The organism is Sulfolobales archaeon (assembly GCA_038881635.1).
In the GTDB taxonomy this organism is placed as follows: Archaea; Thermoproteota; Thermoprotei_A; order Sulfolobales; family AG1; genus WYEN01.
In genome coordinates this window covers 13,768-33,943 of the sequence record JAVZPJ010000011.1, presented here as the reverse complement: position 1 = coordinate 33,943, position 20,176 = coordinate 13,768, and the positions used below count along the sequence as shown (strand labels likewise).

Below are 20,176 nucleotides of genomic sequence, written 5' to 3'. Positions count from 1 at the left end.
ATTATCGAGCTCGGATACCATTTTAAGGGTTAGAAGTTGAAGGCTGTAGATCCTGTGTGTGGGATGGAGGTTGATATCAGTAGAACCATGTATAAAACAGTTTATAAGGGTAAGATCTATTACTTCTGCTCTTCTGCATGTAAGAAAGAATTCGAGAGAGATCCCGAGTACTATCTAAAGCACGGACCCAGAGGAATGCCAGGTGGAGAAGATTAACGGAGAGAACACTACCGTCAAGAGTTTCATCACTGATGAGAGCTTCTAATTGAGATCGTAAGTTTGAAGATTGATAGGAGAGAAAAAAGATTTAGTATATAGTGGTTTTCTCTATGCGGGTAGCAGTCCTTCCTCCTCTAGTTTGTCTGCGAGCCATTTTAGATCGAGTTCCTCGAGTTTAGCTCTAGTAGGTCTACCTTTAACCCATCCTCTCGCAGTATAGTATTCTGGGAGCATCTCCTTAATTCTCGCTACATGACCTTTTGAAGGTCCTTCAGGCATTGGTTCTTCGAGAAGTCTCTTAGGTAGTGTATCATATTCTTCTCCGTCTCCGAATGCTAGCACGTTGAAAGCTCTCTCAGCATTATAGATCCTCTCACCGATCTTTGTAAACTCTTCTACACTCATATCCCATCCTGTTACCGCGGATACCTGTTCAGCGAGAACATCAGAGTAGTATGCGAATGTGACGAACTTACATACAACCATGCTATCTATTGTTGCGAACACGTCTTGCATCTCCTTCAAGATCTTACCCTTACCTTCTGTAGAGAATCTATCTAGTTGCATGGGTACTCCTAGAATCTCTGGAGATATCATATAAGCTCTCAGATGACATCCACCTCTGTTGCTGGTGGCATACGCTAGTGCGTGACCTTGAACTCCTCTAGGATCATATGCTGGAAGCTCTTGACCTCTTACAACCATGGCAACCTCCGGAGCACCGTATTTGCTTGCCATTCTCATAGAGCCTTCAGCAAGATCATCTCCAACACCAGATCTGTATGCGGTTCTCCATATAAGATCTACCAGAGCCTCTCCACTACCCCATCTAGCATCTAATCCTCTAAGCTTCTCCTTAGGTATCTTACCCTTCTCAACAAGCTCGAAGAAAGCACCTATAGTGCTACCAGCTGATATGGTATCCACGCCTAGCTCGTTCGAGAGATAGTTAGCCTTAGCTACAGCAGCAAGATCATCTGTTCCCGTCTGAGCTCCTAAAGCCCATACACTCTCATACTCAGGTCCGTCGCCCTCGCCTGAGAACCTGCCGCTCTTAACTCTAGTATATCTAGCACATCCAATAGGACATCCCCAGCATATCACCTCTTTATGCTTCTCCCAATCCATGATCTCTCTAGCTATAGTCTCCCCACTAATCTTATCCGCTGTTGGGAATACTCCTGTCTGGAAGTTTCTCGTGGGGAATATTCCATGAGCATTGATTATGTTTACCAGTACTGCGGTGCCGTACTTGGGAAGTCCCTCGCTTGTGACAGGAGATTTCTTGATAAGTTCTGCGGATTTCGCTACAACCTCTCTATACCTGCTCTCATTACCTATGGGAGGTTTCATATGACCTCTCACAGCTATGGCCTTGAAATTCTTGCTACCCCAAACAGCACCATGACCACCTCTACCAGCTGCTCTACCTCTCTCATTTATTATTGCCGCGAATCTTACAAGTCTCTCTCCTGCAGGACCTATGGTGGCTACACTTATATGTCTAGCTTCATCTCTCCCGATCACGGGAGTCATCTCTTCAATTATTGAATCTGTTGTTGCATGAGTATCCTTACCCCATAGATTCTTTGCATCTCTAAGCTCAGCTTTTCCATCATGAATCCAGAGGTATAATGGCTTCTCAGCCTTCCCCTCTATAATCACTAGGTCGAAGCCTGCGAATTTAAGCTCAGGACCAAACCTACCTCCACTCTGAGAATCATGAATAGTATTTGTTAGAGGTGATTTAGTGACAGAACACCATCTTCCAGCAGTAGGTATCCCGGTAACGCCTGTGATAGGTCCTGTAGCTACGATAGCTTTATTCTCAGGACTTAGAGGATCTACTTTCGGATTAACTTCTTTAAGCATATAGTATACTCCGAGACCTCTACCACCAAGCCATCTACGCAGGATATTCTCGGGTGGGAGCTGTTCTACGCGGATTTTCTCACTCCAGAGATCTACTCTCAAAACTCTGCCCATGTAACCTCCTGGAGGCATTCTCCCACCTTAGAATTCGAATTATTATTTACTTTAGTAACTAATAAATTCTTTAGGGAGAATTTGATGAAGAGAATAATTATAAAATTCATATCGATCTATGCTGAGAAAATGGGTAGAGAACGCGTTATAGAGGTAGATGACAATACCACTATAGAGGATCTAGAGAGAATGATATTAGAAGAGCTCGGAGAAACAAGGATAAAACCAGTGTTCTTTGTAAACTATAGATTTCCTAGCAAAGGACAGATCCTTAGAGACGGAGATGAGATCCTGGTTATGCCACCATTTGCAGGAGGCTGATCCTTATTATATGATCTAGATCTCTATATCTAGATCTTCTCTTAAAGAGTATTCGTAGAATGATTCAGGATAAAGCTTTACTCTCTCTAATCCTCCGAGAATTTTCAGAGCCACCCATGCTACTGAAGATCTCACTCCAACAGTACAATATGTTATGATATCACCTTCAAGCTCTCCTCTAGAACTTCTTAGAATGCTTAAAACCTCTTCAAAAGCTTTCTCATCTCCTCTCAGCATTCTGAGAAAACTCTCTAGAGGAACCCATACTGAACCCGGTATTCTTCCAGCTCTTCTCGTGGTTTTAAGAGCTCCTGTATATTCTTCGTATGTTCTCACGTCTAGAAGTAATCCTCTTCTTTCTCTTCTGGAGATCCTTATCACATCATCTATGAAAGCTCTTACATTCTCTCTCGGAAGAGGTTTATACTCGGATGGTGTGGGTTTTAGAATTCCTTTCTCTACTGGCATTCCTCTCTTCATCCATTCTTCAAATCCTCCTCTTAGCATCTTCACATTGTTCTGACCCAAATAATATAGATACCAGTAGAGATATGATGCTAATCCTATACTCTCTTCATCGTATACTATGACCACTTGATCTTCTCTAGATACGCCGTTTCTCCCTAGAATTACCGCTATCTCTGATATATCCTTAGGTTTTGAAGGATGTCCTTTCTCGTGTTCTGTTAGATCCCAGACATAGAGCCATACAGATGAAGGCACATGAGATCTAGTATAATATGTGAAGGTTCTCACATCGATTGGTATATATCTTTTTTCTCTGACGCCCCTGAGAAGATCCTCGGGTTCCACGTATAGAATATCTAGATCTCTCAATTTAATCCCTCACAAGCTCTTCTCAGTTCTTCGGCACAACTCTCATGGGTCTCGATTTTCTAAAAGCACTTCTAGGAGTGTTAGAAGGTGCTTTTGAGAATATTCCAGGTCCACAGTCAGGGTTGAGATAGATCTTCCTAGGGTCAGCGTGCTTCAGAATTCTCTCAACTTTCGCAACAGTAATCCTAGGATCCTCGATCTCATCACTTCCAGGATTTAACACGTCTAATACTATTTCTCTACCGCCTAGATATTCTTTCAAAAGCTTGATATTTTGATCGAGATCACCTGTTCTATCTCTAGAAGCTGAGATCACAAATTCAACAGCGTTAGGACTTTTACCATGTCTTCTAAGTTCTGAAGGTTCTGAGATCAGGAGATTATGATCTCTAGCATATGATCTGAAGTTAGAACCCTCGCCAAGTTCTCTCACTCTAGCATCCCACCTATTAATCTTCGAGGCAGGCTTAGGATTTCTCTTGACTTCTTCTAAGAGAGATCTAAAAGCTTCGAGATTCAGTCTATCTAATTCCCTGCTTAAGGATGTCACCAATGACACTACGGAGAATTTGTCATTATAAGTATTTGTCAATGTATTTTTTCAGGTTAATAAATATGCTTACATAAATATGATATACATGTAAATATATGGAATATTTATAAGTTTAGCTGTTAAATATATTTTAGTAATGGTGGATGAGAAGATGGGTGAAAAAAGATCTGAGATTTTGAGAATTAGAGAAGGATTTTACATGATTGATGCTCGAGGATATATGTGTCCTTATCCTCAGATACTTGCTTTGAAAGCTCTTGAGAGTATTGAGAGAGGATCTGTTCTAGAAATTTTCGTTGATAATCCAGCTAGTGTTGAGAATATATTGAACCTAGCTAGGGAGAGAGGTTTAGAGATAGTATCTGTTGAGAAGCTGGGTGTTGGTGAATTTAGGATATCTATTAGGAAGAGGTAGGATCAATTGAGTTATGATGATCTCTCTAGAGAGTTTCTAGAGAGAGTAGAAGAATACAGGTCTCTCGGTGTAAATCCTCTGACGCTGGCTACGGGATGTGCTGTTAAAATAGATCTAGTCTCGGTACTCTATCCAGCTCTCAGAAGAATTAAAGAACCTCTAGAGATTGAGGGATTGAGCATACTTCCTCGAAGAGATGCTGATATATTCAAAGGATCTGTTGAAGGACTTAGAGTTCATAGAGAGATATATAGAAGCGAGGAGGAGGTTGATCAGGAGAGGCTGATAAGATTCTCTCCAGAGAGAGCTGTAGTTCTAGTTCAGATATATCAGAGGAATGCCGGAGATCCCGAGCTTGTTTCGAGGATAGTAGGAGGAGTCTACGAGAAGATCGCGAGATCTGTTGGAAGAATAGTTATTGGTAAAGGGCATTCAATAGTTTCAGCAGATCCCAAGGCTCAGTTCATGCTCTTCGACTTCGTAAGAGTAGAAGGAGATAGAGATAGACTTGTCCTAGGTAATAATGACACGATTCAGATTATAGACCCCGCAGAAAGTCCTGGAAGTCTTAGACAGACAGCGGTAGCTCTAGGGAATTCTCTCAACGATCTATATATTCTAGGAGCTTGGAGGAATACCACGATCATACCTGTGGCAGATGCTCCATCAGAGAAGCTTAAGAATATCATTGAAGATAACATGAGAAGTCTTGCTGAGAGTATTGGCGCCAGGATCCTTAGAGCTTCGCAGCCTAGCTCGGGAGCTCTTCTCATGGGTGCCACGGTTTTTGCGGAGACTGATAGAACACCTCCAATGTTCTATGACAGGATCTCTCCTGGAATGATTATCCTAGCTTCAAGACCTTTCGGAGAGCTGGCTCCTATAAACGTTTATCTTATGGCTATGTATGATAGAGATATTGCTGAGGAGCTTAGAAGAAGCTATGGGATTACTATTGAAAAGATTCTAGAGATCAAGAGATATGTGATAGATCTCATGAGCAGACCTAATATCCATATAGCCAGGATCATTGAGGGGAAACTACCTCAGATAGGTGAAGAATTCGATCCTAGCAGACATATAGCGGCTACGACAGATGTGACAGGACCAGGAGTGTATGTTATCAAGGAGCTTGCAGAACTCTCTGGAGCATCTATAAGATTAGAGAGAATACCACTCATATCTCCTGAGCTCAGCGAGTTTGCCACGAGAAGCTATATAATGCCTAATGCCACGGCTGGAACTAATGGAGCTGTAATCTTTGTAGCGAGTGAAAGAGTTATTGAAGAGATCGAGGAGGAGTTGAGAGGATATGGAGAAAATCCAGTGAGAATTGGAAGAATTATCTCAAGAGAAGGACCCAGGGTTCTGGCGCCTTCTAATCTGAGGAGATTCATAGCTTCGAAGACCTACCTTAGAGAATTCGAATACTATGAGGTCTCGTAGAATAGGTTTATCAGTTTCTAGAGAGTATAAATGAGAAGGCGGTGGAATTCTATTGAGTGATGATGTGAGGGAAGAGGTTTTAGATACAAGAGGTCAGTTATGTCCTAAACCTTTTGTAGAGCTTGTCAAGATCCTGTTCAGAGTAGGTGAAGGAGGTGTTATAAGGATCTATACAGATGATGAGAGTTGCATAGATTATATACCTAAGCATGTGGAGGAGGTTGGACTAAGGATAGAATCTATTGAGAGGAGAGAAGGATTTGCGGTGATAACTATAAGAGTTGTGGAGAAGATATTATAGGTAGAGATCCCAAGATCTTCTTATTTTTAACTTTTCATAGGAAGATCTTAAACGGTGGTTTTCACGGGTTCTCGGATAATGTCTATCCTAAGATTCTCAGGTGTTCTTGCATCTCTAGTTTTCCTGATATCAGTTCTCATATCCATATCCTATAACAGCTGGTTTGATTTTAACAAGAATGCTTTCAGCGATCTGGGAGGTTCTCAAGCTGTGAATCCCTGGATCTTTAATACAGGTCTTATAATATCAGGTATTCTCGTAATCCTACTAGCTCTTCACATGATCCTAAGATCAAGAACCGCACTAGAATATGTAGGAGGATCCTATCTCTCCATAGGAGGAGTATTCCTATCTCTCATAGGAGTGTTCCCTGAAGGCACTAGACCTCATGTTTTCATCTCAACATGGTTCTTCATTCAAACATTCCTAGGAGCTCTCATATACGGTATAGGAGTTATGAGAAGAGATCGCATACTTGCAATCTCTATAGCAATCCTATTCATACTAGGACTATTAGGAGTTTTCATAAAATGGTCCTCCATAGCTCAGCTAGAGGCTTATGAAATAGCTCTTCTCTCAATATTCTCAGCATTGTATGCACTTAGAGTTAGATAGACTGAAGATCTTTAGCATGATAAAAAGATCCTTCAGCAGATCGCATGTGTATCGAAGCTCAAAGCCTAGAAACATTATGATCTCTTGGAGAAGTTTCAAAAATTTTTCTGCCAAGCATGTGCTATAGTAATAAGAAATGTTATTCATAACATAAGAATTCTGAGGCTTGTAAGGAAACTAAAATCAGGTTTATAGTGGGAGAAGAGATTTAGAGAAGGTGCCTACTTCTATAGTTAAGGTCTATTTCATTAGCATTTAATAGGATCTTTTTAATATTAATATATTAAAGATCTAGGTATTCAAGATAAAACACTCTCTCTTATTATTTTTAAGTATTGTTAAAATCATCTAAGAGGGGATTTAGATCATGCCTAGACCCAGGCTTAGAATTAGGTTAATCTCATGGGAGGAGATTGTTAGTTGGGTCTTTAAACTTGCAGACCTTATAAGATCCTCTGGCTGGACTCCTACAACTATAGTTGCAATAGCTAGAGGAGGATATGTTCCTGCAAGACTTCTATGTGATTTTCTAGGTGTTGGAGAACTTCTAAGTATTCAAGTTGTTCACTGGATTGAAGCTGATAGACGTGATAATGCTAGAATCAGGTTTAGGCATAGTATTCTGGATGATATGGGTGGTAGAAGGGTTCTTCTAGTTGACGACATAGTAGATACAGGATTAAGTATGATTCTTGCTAGAGAGTATGTAGAGAGAGAATGGAAACCTAGAGAAATTAAAACCGCCGCTATAACTATTGTGACATCTATGGCAAGAATAAAACCTGATTATTATGTTGAGGAATTAAAAGAAAGAGAGTGGGATTGGTATATATATCCTTGGAAGAGAGTTGAGGATCTGACTAGTCTTATAATGAGAATGTTGAGAGAGAAACCAGATCTTTCTGGTAGGATCGTAAGCTTTAATGATTTAAACGATCTCTTCATGGAATGGTATGGGCTACATCCTTCATCTCTGGGGATATACTGGAGTGAAGCGCTTAGAAGACTTGAAGCATCAGGTGTTCTAAGACTTTCTGATAATAGAGGTGTAGAGATCCGGAGAACCTCAGCTGAAATATCACCACTTATAAGATCATGAGGTGTCGCGTTGCTTAGAGAAGGTATCATAGTCTTAGGTAATAGTAAGATGGGTAAAGTTCTTCATATAAATCTACCTAGAGGAATCCCACGAGGTTTTGGTCTTAAGGCTTTTCTCTACGGAACATGTCCTGGTGCTAGTGTGTGGTGTCTTCAGAATTGTTATGGTATTGACAAGCCTCCTTCTGAGGATATCAGTTCTATAGATGCAATGAATAGAGCTATCAGAATAGCTCTTTACAAGCCAAGAGAATTTGTTAAGAAAGTGATTGATGAGATAGAATTCTACTCTAGAGAGTTTCTTGAGAAAGAATTCTATAGAGGAGAGGTTCTACTGAGGCTTCATGTAGTGGGAGACTTCTATCATCCAGATTATGTGAATCTATGGTTAGAACTCTCAGACTTATTGAGAGAGAAAGGTGTAAGAATATGGAGCTATACTAGAAGCTGGTGGATTGATAGAGTTGAGAAAAGTTATAGAGAGATCGAATTATCCAACCCGAGAAAACTTGCAGAAGAGTTATTCGATAGATTAAATGAGCTTAGGAGAAGAAGCAATGTAGCACTCTATGCATCAACAGATCATACTATGCCAGATATATCTAGGATAGCCGAAATGAAAGAGTGGTTAGAAGCTGGTATTGAAACCACTTATAGAGGGAATGCTTTAACATGTCCGGAAATACCATGTGTAGCATGTAAATATTGTGTGTATGGAAGAGGAGATATAGCGTTTATTGAGAGAAACAAGATCAGAGTTGTAGGAAAGCCTTGGAATAAAGCTTTCTCGGAAGATGAATGGAGAGATTTTATGAGAAGAGAAGGAGATAAGGTTAGAATATTTCTAGAGAGAATAAGATCTCTGAGAAGTTATCAGATAAGGTCTTAGAAGTCTATGTTTAAAATCTTTCGATTCAATCTATTAATCATATCTTATCTTATTATTTGATCTCGGCCTTCTCATATATTTTATACCTAGAAGGATCTCTCAGAATGAGAGAATGTCTTCATATGAATACTATATATCGAGGATCTGTAGAATCTATAGATAGGATCACTAGTTTGGTAGTGAGGATATATCTCTTCCGAAGAGGTTCATTAATACTACTGATACTATTGAAAGTATTGAGCTTATGAGACATGCTATTACAAGACCTTGTGATGATGCTATGAAGCCTATTAGAATAGGCATTATAACAGTGCCTAGATCTCCTATTAACTGCCAGAGTGTTAAGAATATTACTGCTTGCTTCTCTCTTCTAATTATATTATATATGTCTGTACCCATAGTTATCATGCTCCCGGCACCAAGCCCGTTGCCTACTCCCAGTATTAATGCTCCGAAAATGAATTCTGCAGGACTTCTAGATAGCGAGAGTATTATGTAGGAGAGTGAGATTATGGTGAAGCTCGTGGATACTGCGTAGATTCTCCCCTTCCTATCCATTATATATCCTGCCGGGTATGCCATTAATACGTCGAATGCTCCTGCAACTCCTATAACTAGGCTTACTAAGGATGATTCTAATCCTACGAGATCTAGTCCTATTGATGGTAGCATGAGTTGTCTAACAGATCTGATGCCTTGTATCATGAATAAGGCTGTGTATAGCATTATAAATCTAAATCCCAGTAGTGATGAGATCTCTTCTATGATAGATCTATATTGAGGATCTATGGGATCATATTTTTCTATAGGGTTGGTACTGCTCCGGCTATTCTCAAGCTCTTTTCTAGGTAGAAGATCTAGTAGTAGAACTAGTAAGGCTATGATCGTGGAGATTATCAATGCATGAAAGACATCAGCTAGTGCGAGTACTATGCTAACTATTAGAGGTCCTACGAATAATCCGATCCTCTCAGAAGCTCCTATAAATGATGAAGCTCTTCCTCTAAATTCATAAGGTATGTGAGCACTTATAAAATACTTCCTAGACATAGACCACAGACTTCTACCAACGCCGAAGAATGCGAGGAGTACTAGTAGTAGGTGGTAGTTTTCATTGAGTATTAGGATTCCGAATATTGAGAGTAGTATCAGGGTTATCGCGAGTGTGTTAAGTCTTCTGAATCCTAAGATGTAGAGGAGAAATCCAGCTAGAAAGTCTATTGCGAGAGCACCTATGTTAACAGATGATATCACCATGCTAACCATGGTATACGGGTATCCATGTATGAGAAGATATATGGGGAGAGCTGTTATTATGATACCTCTTGATACTGCTAGAAGTACTGAAGGGATATAGATCTCTATAGCGAGAATTCTCCAGATAAATCTCTCATGCTTCAATCTTCTTCTACGCTAATAATACATATGCATCCTATTAAAATATCTTGATAATCCTCGATGTAAGAGGAGTCGCAGTTATAGAGTTTAATATCTCTCTCGAGATCTATGAAGAAGCATGCTCAAGCTCCTGATCCTTATCAGATGAGAAGTTTCACATATTATCGCACTGCTGATCTATTGCATTCTTCTTAGGATTTCTCAGCAGGATCTCAAGAGACAGGATTTTGAGCGCATGATCTGATTATATTCTCTAGTTTTTCTTCGAAGGATCTTCTGGTTATCTCTCTCAGAATTATCAGTGCAGATGCACATGATTCTCTTATGATCTGATCCTTTATATCTATTGATATATTGAATCTCATACTCAGATCTTCTTCTACGAGTTTCTTAAGCAGAGATCTATTCTCTTTATAAACAGATCCTGTCAGAGCTGTAGGGATGTTGAGGCATTGGATCTTCTTCATGATGGTTGCTATAGCTAGAGAGATCTCTCTCACCTCACTTCTTATAATCTCTACAGCAGCAGGATCTTCTTCTAGAAATGCTTTGAATACCTTAGGTGCGAATGAAGCTATCAGACTCTTAGGATCTGGAGAAGAGTATATTCTGTAGATCAGCTCATGAATATTTGAAGCATTATAGTGTTTTAATGCGTACTCTAGTAGAATCGTGTGATCAGCTCTACCATCAATAGATCTGAAGATTTTCGAAAGAGCTTGAACTCCAATACTATAGGCTCCTCCTCTATCATCCACAAGATGACCCCACCCTCCAACTCTCCAGCTTCTACCTCTGCATACTCCATAGAAATTACTCCCGGTACCTAGAACACCTATTACTCCGTCTCCGAATAGATGTGCGGAGATGTGTGATGCGTGGATGTCTTCAACTATTATTATTCTGAGATCTTCTCCTAGGATTCTTGAGAGTATCTTCCTTATACTCTCATTCCAGAAGCCTTCTAGAAATCCTGCCAGTCCTATGCCTAAGCCTATCACACGATATCCTTGGAATCTTTCTAGGGTCTTCTCTAGAGCTCTTGATATATTCTCTGTAAATCTCTCAAAACCTATTGAAGCAGGATTTCCAGAGGATTCTTCTCGGATCAGGTTTAGAAGTCTGCCCTCGAGATCTACTACAGCTACTTCTATCTTCGTAGCTCCTGAATCTACTCCGAGTATGATAGATCTCTCTGTGTTCAGGATATTTCTCCTCCTAGGATCTCTGGGAGATCTTGGATTTAGAGAATATATTCTCCAGATCTTCATTATAAGATCTCTGTGAGAGAGCTAGAGATCTATAGATCTCTTCAGATTCTGATTGTAGCATTCTCACACCATGATACTCTCATACAGATCTAAGCTAATAACATCTAAATATTCCAAGTCATGACATCTAGAGTATCTCGGTCTTCATAAATATTCTAAATATTCAAGGATTTAAATAGTTATATGATGAAACTTGAGAGAATTATCAGAGAAAGAACTAGCAGATCTAATACTGGAGGAGATTAGAACTTGCACATCTCTTATCATATGTATTGGGACTCGATTCAGATCTGATGATGCTGCAGCTCTAAAGCTCTGCAGTATTCTACGAGATCTTACAGAGGAAGAGAAGATAATCCTATGCGAAGAAGGACTTGAGAACTGTCTTGATAGAATTATGAGGAAGAAGCCTGAGAGACTTTTAATTCTTGACTCCGCAGCTCTTGGAGTTGAGAATGCTGGAAGGGTTTTCTTAATGGATTTAGAAGATCTGGATGAGAAGATTGTTTGGTCTCATAGAATTCCTATTTCTATGGTTCTCAGGATTTTAAAAGCTAGTGCTCCTCTTAAGAAGATCACTATCATAGGTATAGGAGGTGAGAGATTCTATATCGGAGAAGAGCTATCTCCACCTGTTAAGAGATTTATCAGTTCAATGAATTTGATACTCAGAGAATATACTGAGATCTAGAAACTTTTTGAGGTTTTGAATGACTCAGAATACTTCTATGGAGAGAATCCTAGAAAGTATTGAAGTATCAGGCTTTGTAAAGGTGATAAGAGTAGTGAGAGTAGGAAGAGTATTAGAACTAGGATTCCTGAGAGATCTCTTCCCACATCTTTTTTCTCAGTTGATTCTCCAGAGTATGCGTATACTATTCTGAAGGCATAACCTGTTGAGAGGATGATCACGATTGCATAGACTATGGCTAGCATGCTCCACATGATTCCAGCATAGAATGTTCCTAGGAATATATAGAGCTCGCTCCAGAAGCTGAGGAATGGTGGTAGTCCTAGAAGTGCTAGAGCTCCTCCTATTGATATGAATCTATACTCTCCTCCTAAGCTTGATAAGTTTTTCAGATCGTCTGCACCTGATCTTGTTAGAAGGATGAAAGCTACTGCTAGTAGTGATGCCTTAGGAATTCCATGTGCGATCATGTGTAATATGGCGTAGCTTGTAGCCAGAGTGGTTCCTACAGAGATTCCTAGAACTATGTATCCTGTGTGTGCGAGAGTGCTATAAGCTAGAAGTCTTCTCAGATCTCTTTGTACAATGGCTGAGAGAGATCCTATAAGAGATCCTAGGAGAGCTAGAGTTGAAGTTGACACAGCTATCACAGGATTTGTAGAAGCTATAACTCCTATAATATAAGATGTTGCAGGGAGTATTGAAACAACCTCGATCGCTAGAAGAAGAGGTTGCATACCTAGATAAACACTGGGAAGCCATATGTACATTGGGAATAAAGCTATCTCAGTTCCAAAGCCTATCACCATGAGAGTTTTAGAAATGATGCTGGCTTCGGAGAGGATATATGGAAAGGTTAAAGATCCTGTTTCCGAGACAGCTAGTATCAAGCCTATGAGACCTATTATAGAGCCTGGAAGGCATATGACTGCGTACTTAAGTGCGGCTTCATAGCCGTCTCTACTTCTGTAGAGAGCTAGACTTCCGATCATTAGCATTGCAACTATCTCCCAGTATATGAAAAGTCTTAGAATGCTATCTGTGGTTAGGATGAGAAGTGAGGTTGATAGGAAGTATACTCCTAGTATTGAGAGCATAGCTCTCTTCTCTATCTTATAGATCTCGGCTATTGCTAGTGACACTAGTAGTGTTATTGATCCTGTTAAACCTATTAGACCTCCCACACCTCTAGATTCGATAGAGAGATAAGCTATTGAAACTCCTGTTATTATTGAAAGTAGAGTGATAGATGTATCTCTGAATCTTCTTGAGAAGGAGTATATGGTGTAGGATAGAATCGTGTATATGAGTATGAGAATGAGAATCTGAGACTCCATGTTCATGAGGAGATCACCACGATCAAGGTTATTATAATGATGATGATTATCAGTCCTTTCAGACCTTGAGAAGCTCTGCCACTATTAACTCTAGAACTCTTAATAGATAAACTTTCGTAGAATACCTCTCCCAATCTATTGTAGATGAGATCAAGTCCTAGAGAGGTTTCCACGAATCTCCTCATGAGATCACTTATCTCTAATCTGATCCTTGGTATTAGAAATGCGCATATTATTCCAAGTAATACTCCAAGTATTGGAGCTACATGAATCTCAGATTTTAAATATCCTACCCCGAGATACTCTGAGATAATATATGTAGGGATGAATGCTGTGAGGGTCGTTATAAGGAGGATCAGATTAACACCATTCATTATAGGTTCTCTCATCTTCTCATCTCTGCTCTCTCTTTCTATAGTGCTTATGAATGATAGTACGAAGGGTCTCATTATGAAGAGAGACATTAGAAATGATATAGTGCTTGTAACTAGGTAGCGTTCTACTAGTGTCATCTCAGATGATATTCCGATGAGAAGTTCTTCTTTTACAAGTCCTGCGGAGAGAGGAGGAAGTCCTGCAGCGCTGAGAGCTCCAGCTAGGAAGCCTATTGTCTCGATTCTGAATCCTCTCGCCCAAAGTCCTCTCAGCTTTGATATATCTCTTGTATGTAGAGAGTGTTCTACACTACCGCTTGTTAGGAATAGCAAGGCTTTGAATAGAGCGTGGTTGAATAGATAGAGAAGAGCTATGTAGAGCTCGCCTACTGATATGGCTAGGAACATGAGAGATAGAGAGCTGATAGTGCTGTAAGCGAGAATTCTCTTTATATCCATTGAAACAAGTCCTGCGAGAGATGATAGATAGATTGTTATGAGAGATAATATGAAGAGCAGGGTTGTAGTCATCTGATTCTCTATGAGAATCGGGTGGAATCGAAGCATTAGATATACTCCAGCTTTAACCATTGTCGCTGCATGGAGAAGTGCGCTAACAGTTGTAGGTCCCTCCATAGCATCTGGCAGCCATGTGTGTAGTGGGAATTGAGCTGATTTTCCTATTGCTGCGAGTACTAGGAGTGGTAGGAATGGAGCTAGTTTTAAGGCTGTCTCTTGAGATCCTAGGATTTCTGGAATACTATAGAATCCATAGTATATCGAGATTGATGCAAAAGCTATCAAACCTATATCTCCTATTCTGGTCATTATAAGAGCCTTCATCCCAGCTCTTCTAGCTTCTCTCTTCTCCCACCAGTATGCTATTAGAAGAGCGCTGCATAATCCTACGAGCTCCCAGTTGAGAAGCAGGTATACTATGTCGGATGCTAGAACCAGGTTTAGCATGGCTCCTATGAAGAGAGATATTAGAGAGTAGTATCTTGTGAAATCTCTAGCTTCTCTCATGTATTCAATGCTGTACATGGTGACAGCAGATCCTATGAGACCTATGACTAGAGAGAATACTGCGGAGAGCTTGTCCATGTATAGAGAGATGTGTGGAAGTATTGATACTTGTATGGGTAGTCTTTCATATATCATGAGATATGCTGAGATCGCTAGAGAGAGAAATGCTGAAGCGTTTGCCAGGATCTCAGCTATTATTCTCCTTCTGAAGAGAAGTATCAGAGCAGAGGCTATGAAGCTGTTCATTGAGAGAACTAGTAGTAGGATTGAGGAAGTGTTCATAGGATCTCACCCCGAGTGTTCTCTTAACTCATCGAAATCTTCTACTCTTCTGCTTCTAGCAAGAGAGAGTAGAAATGATATTAGAACTGCTTCAGAGATCCCTAGAATGCTTGCTATGATCACTATAGCCGGAGATGAGAATTGTAGTGATGAGAGAAGATATACTGCTCCTAGAGATGCTGAGAAGATTCCTAGGATAAATCTGAAGAGACTTCTATAGATAAGTATAGAAGCTATGCCAGCACTCACGAGTAGGAATGATATTATGAGATCTGATAATAACACTATCTTCTACCACCTCCGAGTAGGATGATTATGACTCCAACACTCATTACAAGAGCTATAGAGAGGGAGGTTATATCAAGAGAACCTATTGAGAAGACCGGGGTTGTGATGCTTATCCTACTCTCTAAATCTTTTACTAGGAGAGTGATTGAGAATAGAGTTGATATGAGAAGTGGTAGTGCTACTACTTCTACTAATCTCATGATCGTTTTTATCTCGATCTCTCTTCTACTGAGCAGAATAGATGCTATATATGTGAGAGCTGTAAGCCCTCCACTGTATATAATGATCACAGCTAGTCCAGCCATGGGTTCTACTTTGATAGCTATTGAAGTACCTAGAAGTAGAGAGCCTAAGAAGATCGAGATCACGCATACAGACCATCTAATGCTAATTAGCGAGTATATTATGAACATAGCTCCCAACACTGCGAGAGCTGATGAGATATCATTCATCGGCTCTCACCATTTTTCATGATTATTATAGGATCCTGATCTTTTCTGATCTCTATAGCGTTCTGTTTGCAGATCTGGGCGCAGAGCTCGCAGTATATGCATTTAGAGTAGTCGAAGCTCGGGATCTTGATCTCGATAACTCTACCTCCTATAGATCTCTTTCCTCCAGGTATCATTGTTATAGCCTGAGAGGGGCAGGTCATTGCACATAGAGAACATCCTATACATTTATCTGCTATAAGAGTCGGGATCCCTCTAGACTCTTCTGTGAAGATCTTTCTCTCGATCTCTTTCGAAGGTAGAGTCTCTGGTTTTCTAAGAAGACTTCTTATAGCTTCAAGAACCATGTTTCCATATCTTCTTCTCATAATCCCATCCTCCAGCCTATGACTAGTATCGCTTGAACAACTAGTAGGGATGAGAGTGGGAGAGCAAGTCTCATGGGAAGATACATGCTTCTAACTCTCACAGCAATTCCTTCTATGAGTGTGAGTAGGATTAGAACGGCTAGAGCTTTGATCAGGAAGTATACAGGCCATAGAATCGGTGTTGTAGAGGTCATAGGCCCGGATCCTCCTCCGAGGAAGAAGGCTACGATGAGTAGTGTGCTTAAAGTTAGATCCATGTTGTTAGATAGTCTTATGAAGGCAAGAGTTCTGCCTGAGAGCTCGCTCATCCAGCCTGCGGCAATCTCTTGCTTAGCATGTGGAAGGTCGAAGGGAGGTCTCTCGAGTTTTGCTAGGAGAGAGAGTACTGCTACGATGAATCCTAGTGGCTGGAATATTATGAGAGGCATGCTCTGCTCCTGGTAGCGGACTATCTCTGAGATTGTTGGAGAGCCTACTTGGAAGAATACTATGACGAAGCATGAGAGGTATAGAAGCTCGTATAGAGAGTACTGGACTATTAATCTGCTCGTGCCTACCAGAGTGAATGGAGTTCTAACAGATGTTCCCGCGATAAGATATGAGAAGGAGGTTAGGATGAATACGAGTATTATCATCAGTAGATCTCCTTCGAAGCTTAGGAGAGGGTCTGTGGAGAAGAATGGTATGTAGAGGAATCCATATGCTAGGATGATGACACCGATCAATGCTGAAAGCCTGTAGAGAAGAATATCTGTTCCTTCAGAGATCAGCTCTTTCTTGCTTAGTAGCTTGAGAAAATCTACTAATGGTTGAAGAACTCCTCCCGGGCCTGTGAAGTATGGTCCGATTCTCTTCTGAATTCTCGCTAGAGTTTTTCTCTCTACCCACTCGAAGAAGAAGCTTAGGAGTAGGAATGCTATGATAGAGGCTAGAACCATGAGAGGTATTAGAGGAAGTGGATAGCTCATAGGGTGCATCCTCCGCTGATTTCTCTGGGAGGGGTTCGATGTAGTTTAACTATGAATGGATCTCTTCTTCCAACATATACTATAGCTCTATCCTCACAGCTGAAACAAGGATCTATCATAGTGAGTATTAGAGGAATATCTGATAAGGTATAGCCTTTAAGAGCTTCTGAAGCTAGAACGAGGTTGGGAAGTGTAGGAGTTCTGATCTTAACTCTGTAAGGGGTTTTCATCCCAGTTCTTCCTCTGATGTAGTAGTAGAGTTCTCCTCTAGGAGGTTCTGTTCTAGCGATAGCTTCTCCATCTCTGCCTCCGCCTGTGAAGAATGTGGGAGGAACAGGATTTCCTGAGGGTATTTTCTCTATGACTTGTCTAATTATCTCTATAGATTCAAATGTTTCTCTAACTCTTACATCTGCGATAGATAGAACATCTCCTCTGCTTCCTGTGATCACGTTAAATGAGATCTCTGGATAAGCTCCATAGGGCTCTATCTTTCGAATATCGTAGGGGATTCCAGCAGCTCTTAGCACGGGACCTACAGCTCCTGAGAGGATTGCTGTCTCCGCATTATAAGAGCCTATACCTCTTACTCTCTCTATGAGGGGGTCGTAAGACATTACCTCATCTGTTATCTTTCTGAATTCTCTCTCGAATTCTGCTATCTCTCTCAATATTATCTTCAGCTTCTCATCTGATACATCGCGTCTCACACCTCCTATTGTTATAAATGACTTGTTAACTCTGTTCCCGGCTATCATCTCTAGAAGCTTCATAATCCTCTCTCTAGCAGACCAAAGCCACATGAACATTGTGTCGAAACCGCTCCAGTAGCCTAGAAGTCCTATCCAGAGAGTATGGCTGTGTATTCTCTCGAGTTCTGCGACTAGTGTTCTCAGATACTCTGCTCTCTTGCTAGGTGTTATGCCTAGTAGCTTTTCTACAGCCATTGTATAAGTCCATGAATGATGGAAGCTACATATACCGCATACTCTCTCGACTAGGAAGAGTACTTGTAGATATGTTCTGTTTTCAGCAAGCTTCTCTATACCTCTATGAACATAGCCTATTCTAGGCATGGCTTCTACTATTCTCTCTCCTTCCAATGCTATAGCGAAGTGCTCGGGTTCTTTGAGAGCGGGGTGGTAGGGGCCGAATGGGAGTATTACTAGACTTTCAACACTATATCTAGAGGATCCTGTTACAGGTGTGAGCATTGTAGGGGGTTCCTGTCTTTGTGCTTCATCTAGTATTCTTGAGAGTTGTTCGAGTGATACTGTTTTTAGGAGTGGTGGTGGTGCGTTGGTTGGGTAGCTGTCTGGTAGGAGAAGTCTGGCGCTAGGTATTGGATGTCCTAGGAAGTTTACTCCGAATAAGTCTCTTACCTCCATCTCGTATATATAGGATCCCTTGAGATAGGAGCTTATGCTCTGGATAGAAGCTTCCTTCTCTGGAAGTCTTACTATTATATTTCTCATCTCTCCTCTCAGGTTATCGAAAGAGTATATCAACTCAATACCGCCGTCAATGTGAACAGCTGTTATAGTTATCAGATGTGGGTAGCTTGGTATAGTAGCTTTAATAGCTTCGGGGAAGGAGTCTGGAGATACTAGGACTACAGAGGAATCCTTATCTCTTCTAAGATCTACTGCTCCCATTACCTTCATCGCCTCCGATCTTGTTATCGTATAATTTCTTGATCACGGAATAGATAGCTCTAGGATTTGGAGGACAGCCTGGTACGCATATGACGTTCTTGATAATCTTATCAACACCTCCTATAACATTATATCCTCCTCGAAAGATCCCTCCACTGCAAGCACATGTTCCAATAGCTATAACAATCTTAGGCTCAGGCATCTGATCATAGATCATCTTTAGAGACCCCGCTACCTGTCTAGTGACAGGACCTGTCACAACCAGGATGTCAGCATGCTTAGGAGATGAAGTTAGAGTCATGCCAAGTCTTTCCACATCATACTTAGGAGTGAAAGCAGCTACAACCTCGATATCACAGCCATTACAGCCTCCCGAGTTAAAGTGGAAGACCCAAGGACTTTTCCTAATCATACGAAGATTATCTCTCGCCATCTTCAGAACCCTCCTTCAATCCAGATGAGATATCCGAGAACTACAACGAGAAGAGATGCAGAGAAGAGTGCCATAAGCCAGAGAGAAGCACCTGCGAGGAATATAACTATGATAAGAGATTCGATTGCGAGAAGCATGGATAAGAACACAATCATATCGCTCACATGCGTGAATTGATTGGTGTTGAACAAGACTCCTGATGTATAAGGCTGAGCTCTCTCCCTACTCTTCCCGGCTCTGAGAAGAGAAGATCTATAGGATAGAATATAGATACCGGTGAAAAAGATTCCAATAACTAGGATCGGGATTAACCCTGTTGTTAAACTTGCCGAGCTCAATACCACCACCTCTAGCTAGATCCAATCATGCTATAATTAGAGAAATATAATCCTGCCGGCATCACCACTAGAAGCATAAGCACTATTTTAAACTCTGTGAGAGGATTAAAACCTAACATAATACTCACCCTCCAATATATATAGCACTTGCGAGGATTTATATAGATTTCCCTCATTAAAAAAGTATTTTTCTTTATTTAAATAAGTATATAGGTATACTGTTCTTATTTTAAACCTGTGAAGAGATAATGAAATTGATCTGCTAATCTATTAACCCTATTATATCTTATTCACAAGATTCAATCCTGATATAAACCTCGCATCGTAGAGATCTCCTCAAAGATCATTCCCAGAAGTATGTAGCCTTCGTTAAAAGTATAAGATAGAATTATCTCTCAAGGTCTTTCGATAGTCTATTTATCAGACTCCTATTGAAATACCTCTGAGTACTAAAATATTAGATGTAGCCTTAATAATATCAGCCATAGTAATAGTAGTAATTCTTAAAACACTTTATTATATATAAGCTATAATAAAAATGTTTTATAAAGAACTATTTGAAACCATACATATATTCATTCAAATGCACATTAAAGAAAAAATATAAGTTTTGGA

At 40.4% G+C, this 20,176-nt stretch carries 23 protein-coding genes; 9 read left to right on the top strand and 14 right to left on the bottom strand.

All coding sequences use genetic code 11. The annotated features are described in order from the left end of the window. Nucleotides 1-36 precede the first annotated feature (36 nt). Complete coding sequence (locus QXS89_06645) at nt 37-216, top strand: YHS domain-containing protein (GenBank protein MEM3831856.1); 180 nt, start codon at nt 37-39, stop codon at nt 214-216. Between the two features lie 111 nt (nt 217-327). Here QXS89_06645 and QXS89_06640 read toward each other — a convergent pair whose 3' ends face one another. After that, entirely contained in the window at nt 328-2,223 is a 1,896-nt protein-coding gene (locus QXS89_06640) for an aldehyde ferredoxin oxidoreductase family protein (protein ID MEM3831855.1), read from the bottom strand. Nucleotides 2,224-2,289: 66 nt separating this feature from the next. Here QXS89_06640 and QXS89_06635 point away from each other — a divergent pair, with 66 nt between their 5' ends. Next, nucleotides 2,290-2,526 carry a MoaD/ThiS family protein gene (locus QXS89_06635; protein MEM3831854.1) on the top strand — a complete coding sequence of 79 codons (237 nt, stop codon included), beginning with the start codon at nt 2,290-2,292 and terminating at the stop codon, nt 2,524-2,526. A 15-nt stretch (nt 2,527-2,541) separates the two neighbouring features. On the opposite strand, the gene QXS89_06630 is transcribed toward QXS89_06635, so the two are convergent. Both QXS89_06630 and QXS89_06625 read right to left on the bottom strand, forming a co-directional pair. Continuing rightward, nucleotides 2,542-3,363, bottom strand: coding sequence for a rhodanese-like domain-containing protein (locus QXS89_06630; protein MEM3831853.1), 822 nt, complete (start codon nt 3,361-3,363; stop codon nt 2,542-2,544). Between the two features lie 22 nt (nt 3,364-3,385). After that, a complete protein-coding gene (locus tag QXS89_06625; GenBank protein MEM3831852.1) occupies nt 3,386-3,913 on the bottom strand; it encodes a hypothetical protein in 528 nt (175 codons plus the stop codon). A 154-nt stretch (nt 3,914-4,067) separates the two neighbouring features. Between QXS89_06625 and QXS89_06620 the strand changes: the two genes are divergently transcribed. From QXS89_06620 to QXS89_06595, 6 genes are all read left to right on the top strand, one after another. Beyond that, entirely contained in the window at nt 4,068-4,331 is a 264-nt protein-coding gene (locus QXS89_06620; protein MEM3831851.1) for a sulfurtransferase TusA family protein, read from the top strand. A 6-nt stretch (nt 4,332-4,337) separates the two neighbouring features. Next, entirely contained in the window at nt 4,338-5,777 is a 1,440-nt protein-coding gene (locus tag QXS89_06615) for a SelD-related putative sulfur metabolism protein (protein MEM3831850.1), read from the top strand. A gap of 52 nt (nt 5,778-5,829) precedes the next feature. Continuing rightward, nucleotides 5,830-6,078: a sulfurtransferase TusA family protein gene (locus QXS89_06610; protein MEM3831849.1), complete on the top strand. Its 249-nt coding sequence runs from the start codon at nt 5,830-5,832 to the stop codon at nt 6,076-6,078. A gap of 78 nt (nt 6,079-6,156) precedes the next feature. Next, nucleotides 6,157-6,693, top strand: a complete 537-nt coding sequence (locus tag QXS89_06605) for a DUF998 domain-containing protein (protein MEM3831848.1) — start codon at nt 6,157-6,159, stop codon at nt 6,691-6,693. A 367-nt stretch (nt 6,694-7,060) separates the two neighbouring features. Then, complete coding sequence (locus QXS89_06600; protein ID MEM3831847.1) at nt 7,061-7,792, top strand: phosphoribosyltransferase; 732 nt, start codon at nt 7,061-7,063, stop codon at nt 7,790-7,792. A 9-nt stretch (nt 7,793-7,801) separates the two neighbouring features. Next, nucleotides 7,802-8,680: a hypothetical protein gene (locus QXS89_06595; GenBank protein MEM3831846.1), complete on the top strand. Its 879-nt coding sequence runs from the start codon at nt 7,802-7,804 to the stop codon at nt 8,678-8,680. A gap of 168 nt (nt 8,681-8,848) precedes the next feature. Here QXS89_06595 and QXS89_06590 read toward each other — a convergent pair whose 3' ends face one another. Both QXS89_06590 and QXS89_06585 read right to left on the bottom strand, forming a co-directional pair. Then, entirely contained in the window at nt 8,849-10,081 is a 1,233-nt protein-coding gene (locus tag QXS89_06590; protein MEM3831845.1) for an MFS transporter, read from the bottom strand. Nucleotides 10,082-10,290: 209 nt separating this feature from the next. Then, complete coding sequence (locus tag QXS89_06585; GenBank protein MEM3831844.1) at nt 10,291-11,349, bottom strand: BadF/BadG/BcrA/BcrD ATPase family protein; 1,059 nt, start codon at nt 11,347-11,349, stop codon at nt 10,291-10,293. Nucleotides 11,350-11,542: 193 nt separating this feature from the next. On the opposite strand from QXS89_06585, the gene QXS89_06580 reads away from it, so the two are divergent. Continuing rightward, nucleotides 11,543-12,040, top strand: coding sequence for a hydrogenase maturation protease (locus QXS89_06580; GenBank protein ID MEM3831843.1), 498 nt, complete (start codon nt 11,543-11,545; stop codon nt 12,038-12,040). 35 nt (nt 12,041-12,075) lie between these two features. Here QXS89_06580 and QXS89_06575 read toward each other — a convergent pair whose 3' ends face one another. From QXS89_06575 to QXS89_06535, 9 genes are read right to left on the bottom strand one after another with little or no spacing between them, the layout of a single operon-like run. Continuing rightward, entirely contained in the window at nt 12,076-13,383 is a 1,308-nt protein-coding gene (locus tag QXS89_06575) for a proton-conducting transporter membrane subunit (protein ID MEM3831842.1), read from the bottom strand. After that, the gene (locus QXS89_06570) at nt 13,380-15,059 is read right to left on the bottom strand and encodes an NADH-quinone oxidoreductase subunit L (protein ID MEM3831841.1); all 1,680 of its coding nucleotides are present in this window, start codon (nt 15,057-15,059) and stop codon (nt 13,380-13,382) included. The genes QXS89_06575 and QXS89_06570 overlap by 4 nt, the downstream gene beginning before the upstream one ends. 6 nt (nt 15,060-15,065) lie before the next feature. Continuing rightward, nucleotides 15,066-15,344, bottom strand: coding sequence for a hypothetical protein (locus QXS89_06565; protein ID MEM3831840.1), 279 nt, complete (start codon nt 15,342-15,344; stop codon nt 15,066-15,068). Next, nucleotides 15,344-15,799 carry a hypothetical protein gene (locus QXS89_06560; GenBank protein MEM3831839.1) on the bottom strand — a complete coding sequence of 152 codons (456 nt, stop codon included), beginning with the start codon at nt 15,797-15,799 and terminating at the stop codon, nt 15,344-15,346. The genes QXS89_06565 and QXS89_06560 overlap by 1 nt, the downstream gene beginning before the upstream one ends. Then, nucleotides 15,796-16,167 (bottom strand): 4Fe-4S binding protein, encoded by a 372-nt coding sequence (locus QXS89_06555; GenBank protein MEM3831838.1) that lies wholly within the window; start codon nt 16,165-16,167, stop codon nt 15,796-15,798. The genes QXS89_06560 and QXS89_06555 overlap by 4 nt, the downstream gene beginning before the upstream one ends. Continuing rightward, nucleotides 16,164-17,135 carry a complex I subunit 1 family protein gene (locus QXS89_06550; GenBank protein ID MEM3831837.1) on the bottom strand — a complete coding sequence of 324 codons (972 nt, stop codon included), beginning with the start codon at nt 17,133-17,135 and terminating at the stop codon, nt 16,164-16,166. The genes QXS89_06555 and QXS89_06550 overlap by 4 nt, the downstream gene beginning before the upstream one ends. Continuing rightward, a complete protein-coding gene (locus tag QXS89_06545) occupies nt 17,132-18,799 on the bottom strand; it encodes an NADH-quinone oxidoreductase subunit C (GenBank protein ID MEM3831836.1) in 1,668 nt (555 codons plus the stop codon). The genes QXS89_06550 and QXS89_06545 overlap by 4 nt, the downstream gene beginning before the upstream one ends. Then, nucleotides 18,771-19,223 (bottom strand): NADH-quinone oxidoreductase subunit B family protein, encoded by a 453-nt coding sequence (locus tag QXS89_06540; protein ID MEM3831835.1) that lies wholly within the window; start codon nt 19,221-19,223, stop codon nt 18,771-18,773. Before QXS89_06540 ends, QXS89_06545 begins: the two co-directional genes overlap by 29 nt. A 2-nt stretch (nt 19,224-19,225) precedes the next feature. Beyond that, nucleotides 19,226-19,561 carry a hypothetical protein gene (locus QXS89_06535; protein MEM3831834.1) on the bottom strand — a complete coding sequence of 112 codons (336 nt, stop codon included), beginning with the start codon at nt 19,559-19,561 and terminating at the stop codon, nt 19,226-19,228. Between the last annotated feature and the right edge of the window lie 615 nt (nt 19,562-20,176).

Bases quoted from the DNA above. Each gene is read 5' to 3' on its own strand.
- QXS89_06635 (MEM3831854.1), top strand. From the start codon at position 2,290: ATGAAGAGAATAATTATAAAATTCATATCGATCTATGCTGAGAAAATG.
- QXS89_06575 (MEM3831842.1), bottom strand. From the start codon at position 13,383: ATGAACATGGAGTCTCAGATTCTCATTCTCATACTCATATACACGATT.
- QXS89_06585 (MEM3831844.1), bottom strand. From the start codon at position 11,349: ATGAAGATCTGGAGAATATATTCTCTAAATCCAAGATCTCCCAGAGAT.
- QXS89_06640 (MEM3831855.1), bottom strand. From the start codon at position 2,223: ATGCCTCCAGGAGGTTACATGGGCAGAGTTTTGAGAGTAGATCTCTGG.
- QXS89_06570 (MEM3831841.1), bottom strand. From the start codon at position 15,059: ATGAACACTTCCTCAATCCTACTACTAGTTCTCTCAATGAACAGCTTC.
- QXS89_06540 (MEM3831835.1), bottom strand. From the start codon at position 19,223: ATGGCGAGAGATAATCTTCGTATGATTAGGAAAAGTCCTTGGGTCTTC.
- QXS89_06605 (MEM3831848.1), top strand. From the start codon at position 6,157: ATGTCTATCCTAAGATTCTCAGGTGTTCTTGCATCTCTAGTTTTCCTG.
- QXS89_06620 (MEM3831851.1), top strand. From the start codon at position 4,068: ATGGGTGAAAAAAGATCTGAGATTTTGAGAATTAGAGAAGGATTTTAC.
- QXS89_06550 (MEM3831837.1), bottom strand. From the start codon at position 17,135: ATGAGCTATCCACTTCCTCTAATACCTCTCATGGTTCTAGCCTCTATC.
- QXS89_06545 (MEM3831836.1), bottom strand. From the start codon at position 18,799: ATGAAGGTAATGGGAGCAGTAGATCTTAGAAGAGATAAGGATTCCTCT.
- QXS89_06560 (MEM3831839.1), bottom strand. From the start codon at position 15,799: ATGAATGATATCTCATCAGCTCTCGCAGTGTTGGGAGCTATGTTCATA.
- QXS89_06600 (MEM3831847.1), top strand. From the start codon at position 7,061: ATGCCTAGACCCAGGCTTAGAATTAGGTTAATCTCATGGGAGGAGATT.
- QXS89_06555 (MEM3831838.1), bottom strand. From the start codon at position 16,167: ATGAGAAGAAGATATGGAAACATGGTTCTTGAAGCTATAAGAAGTCTT.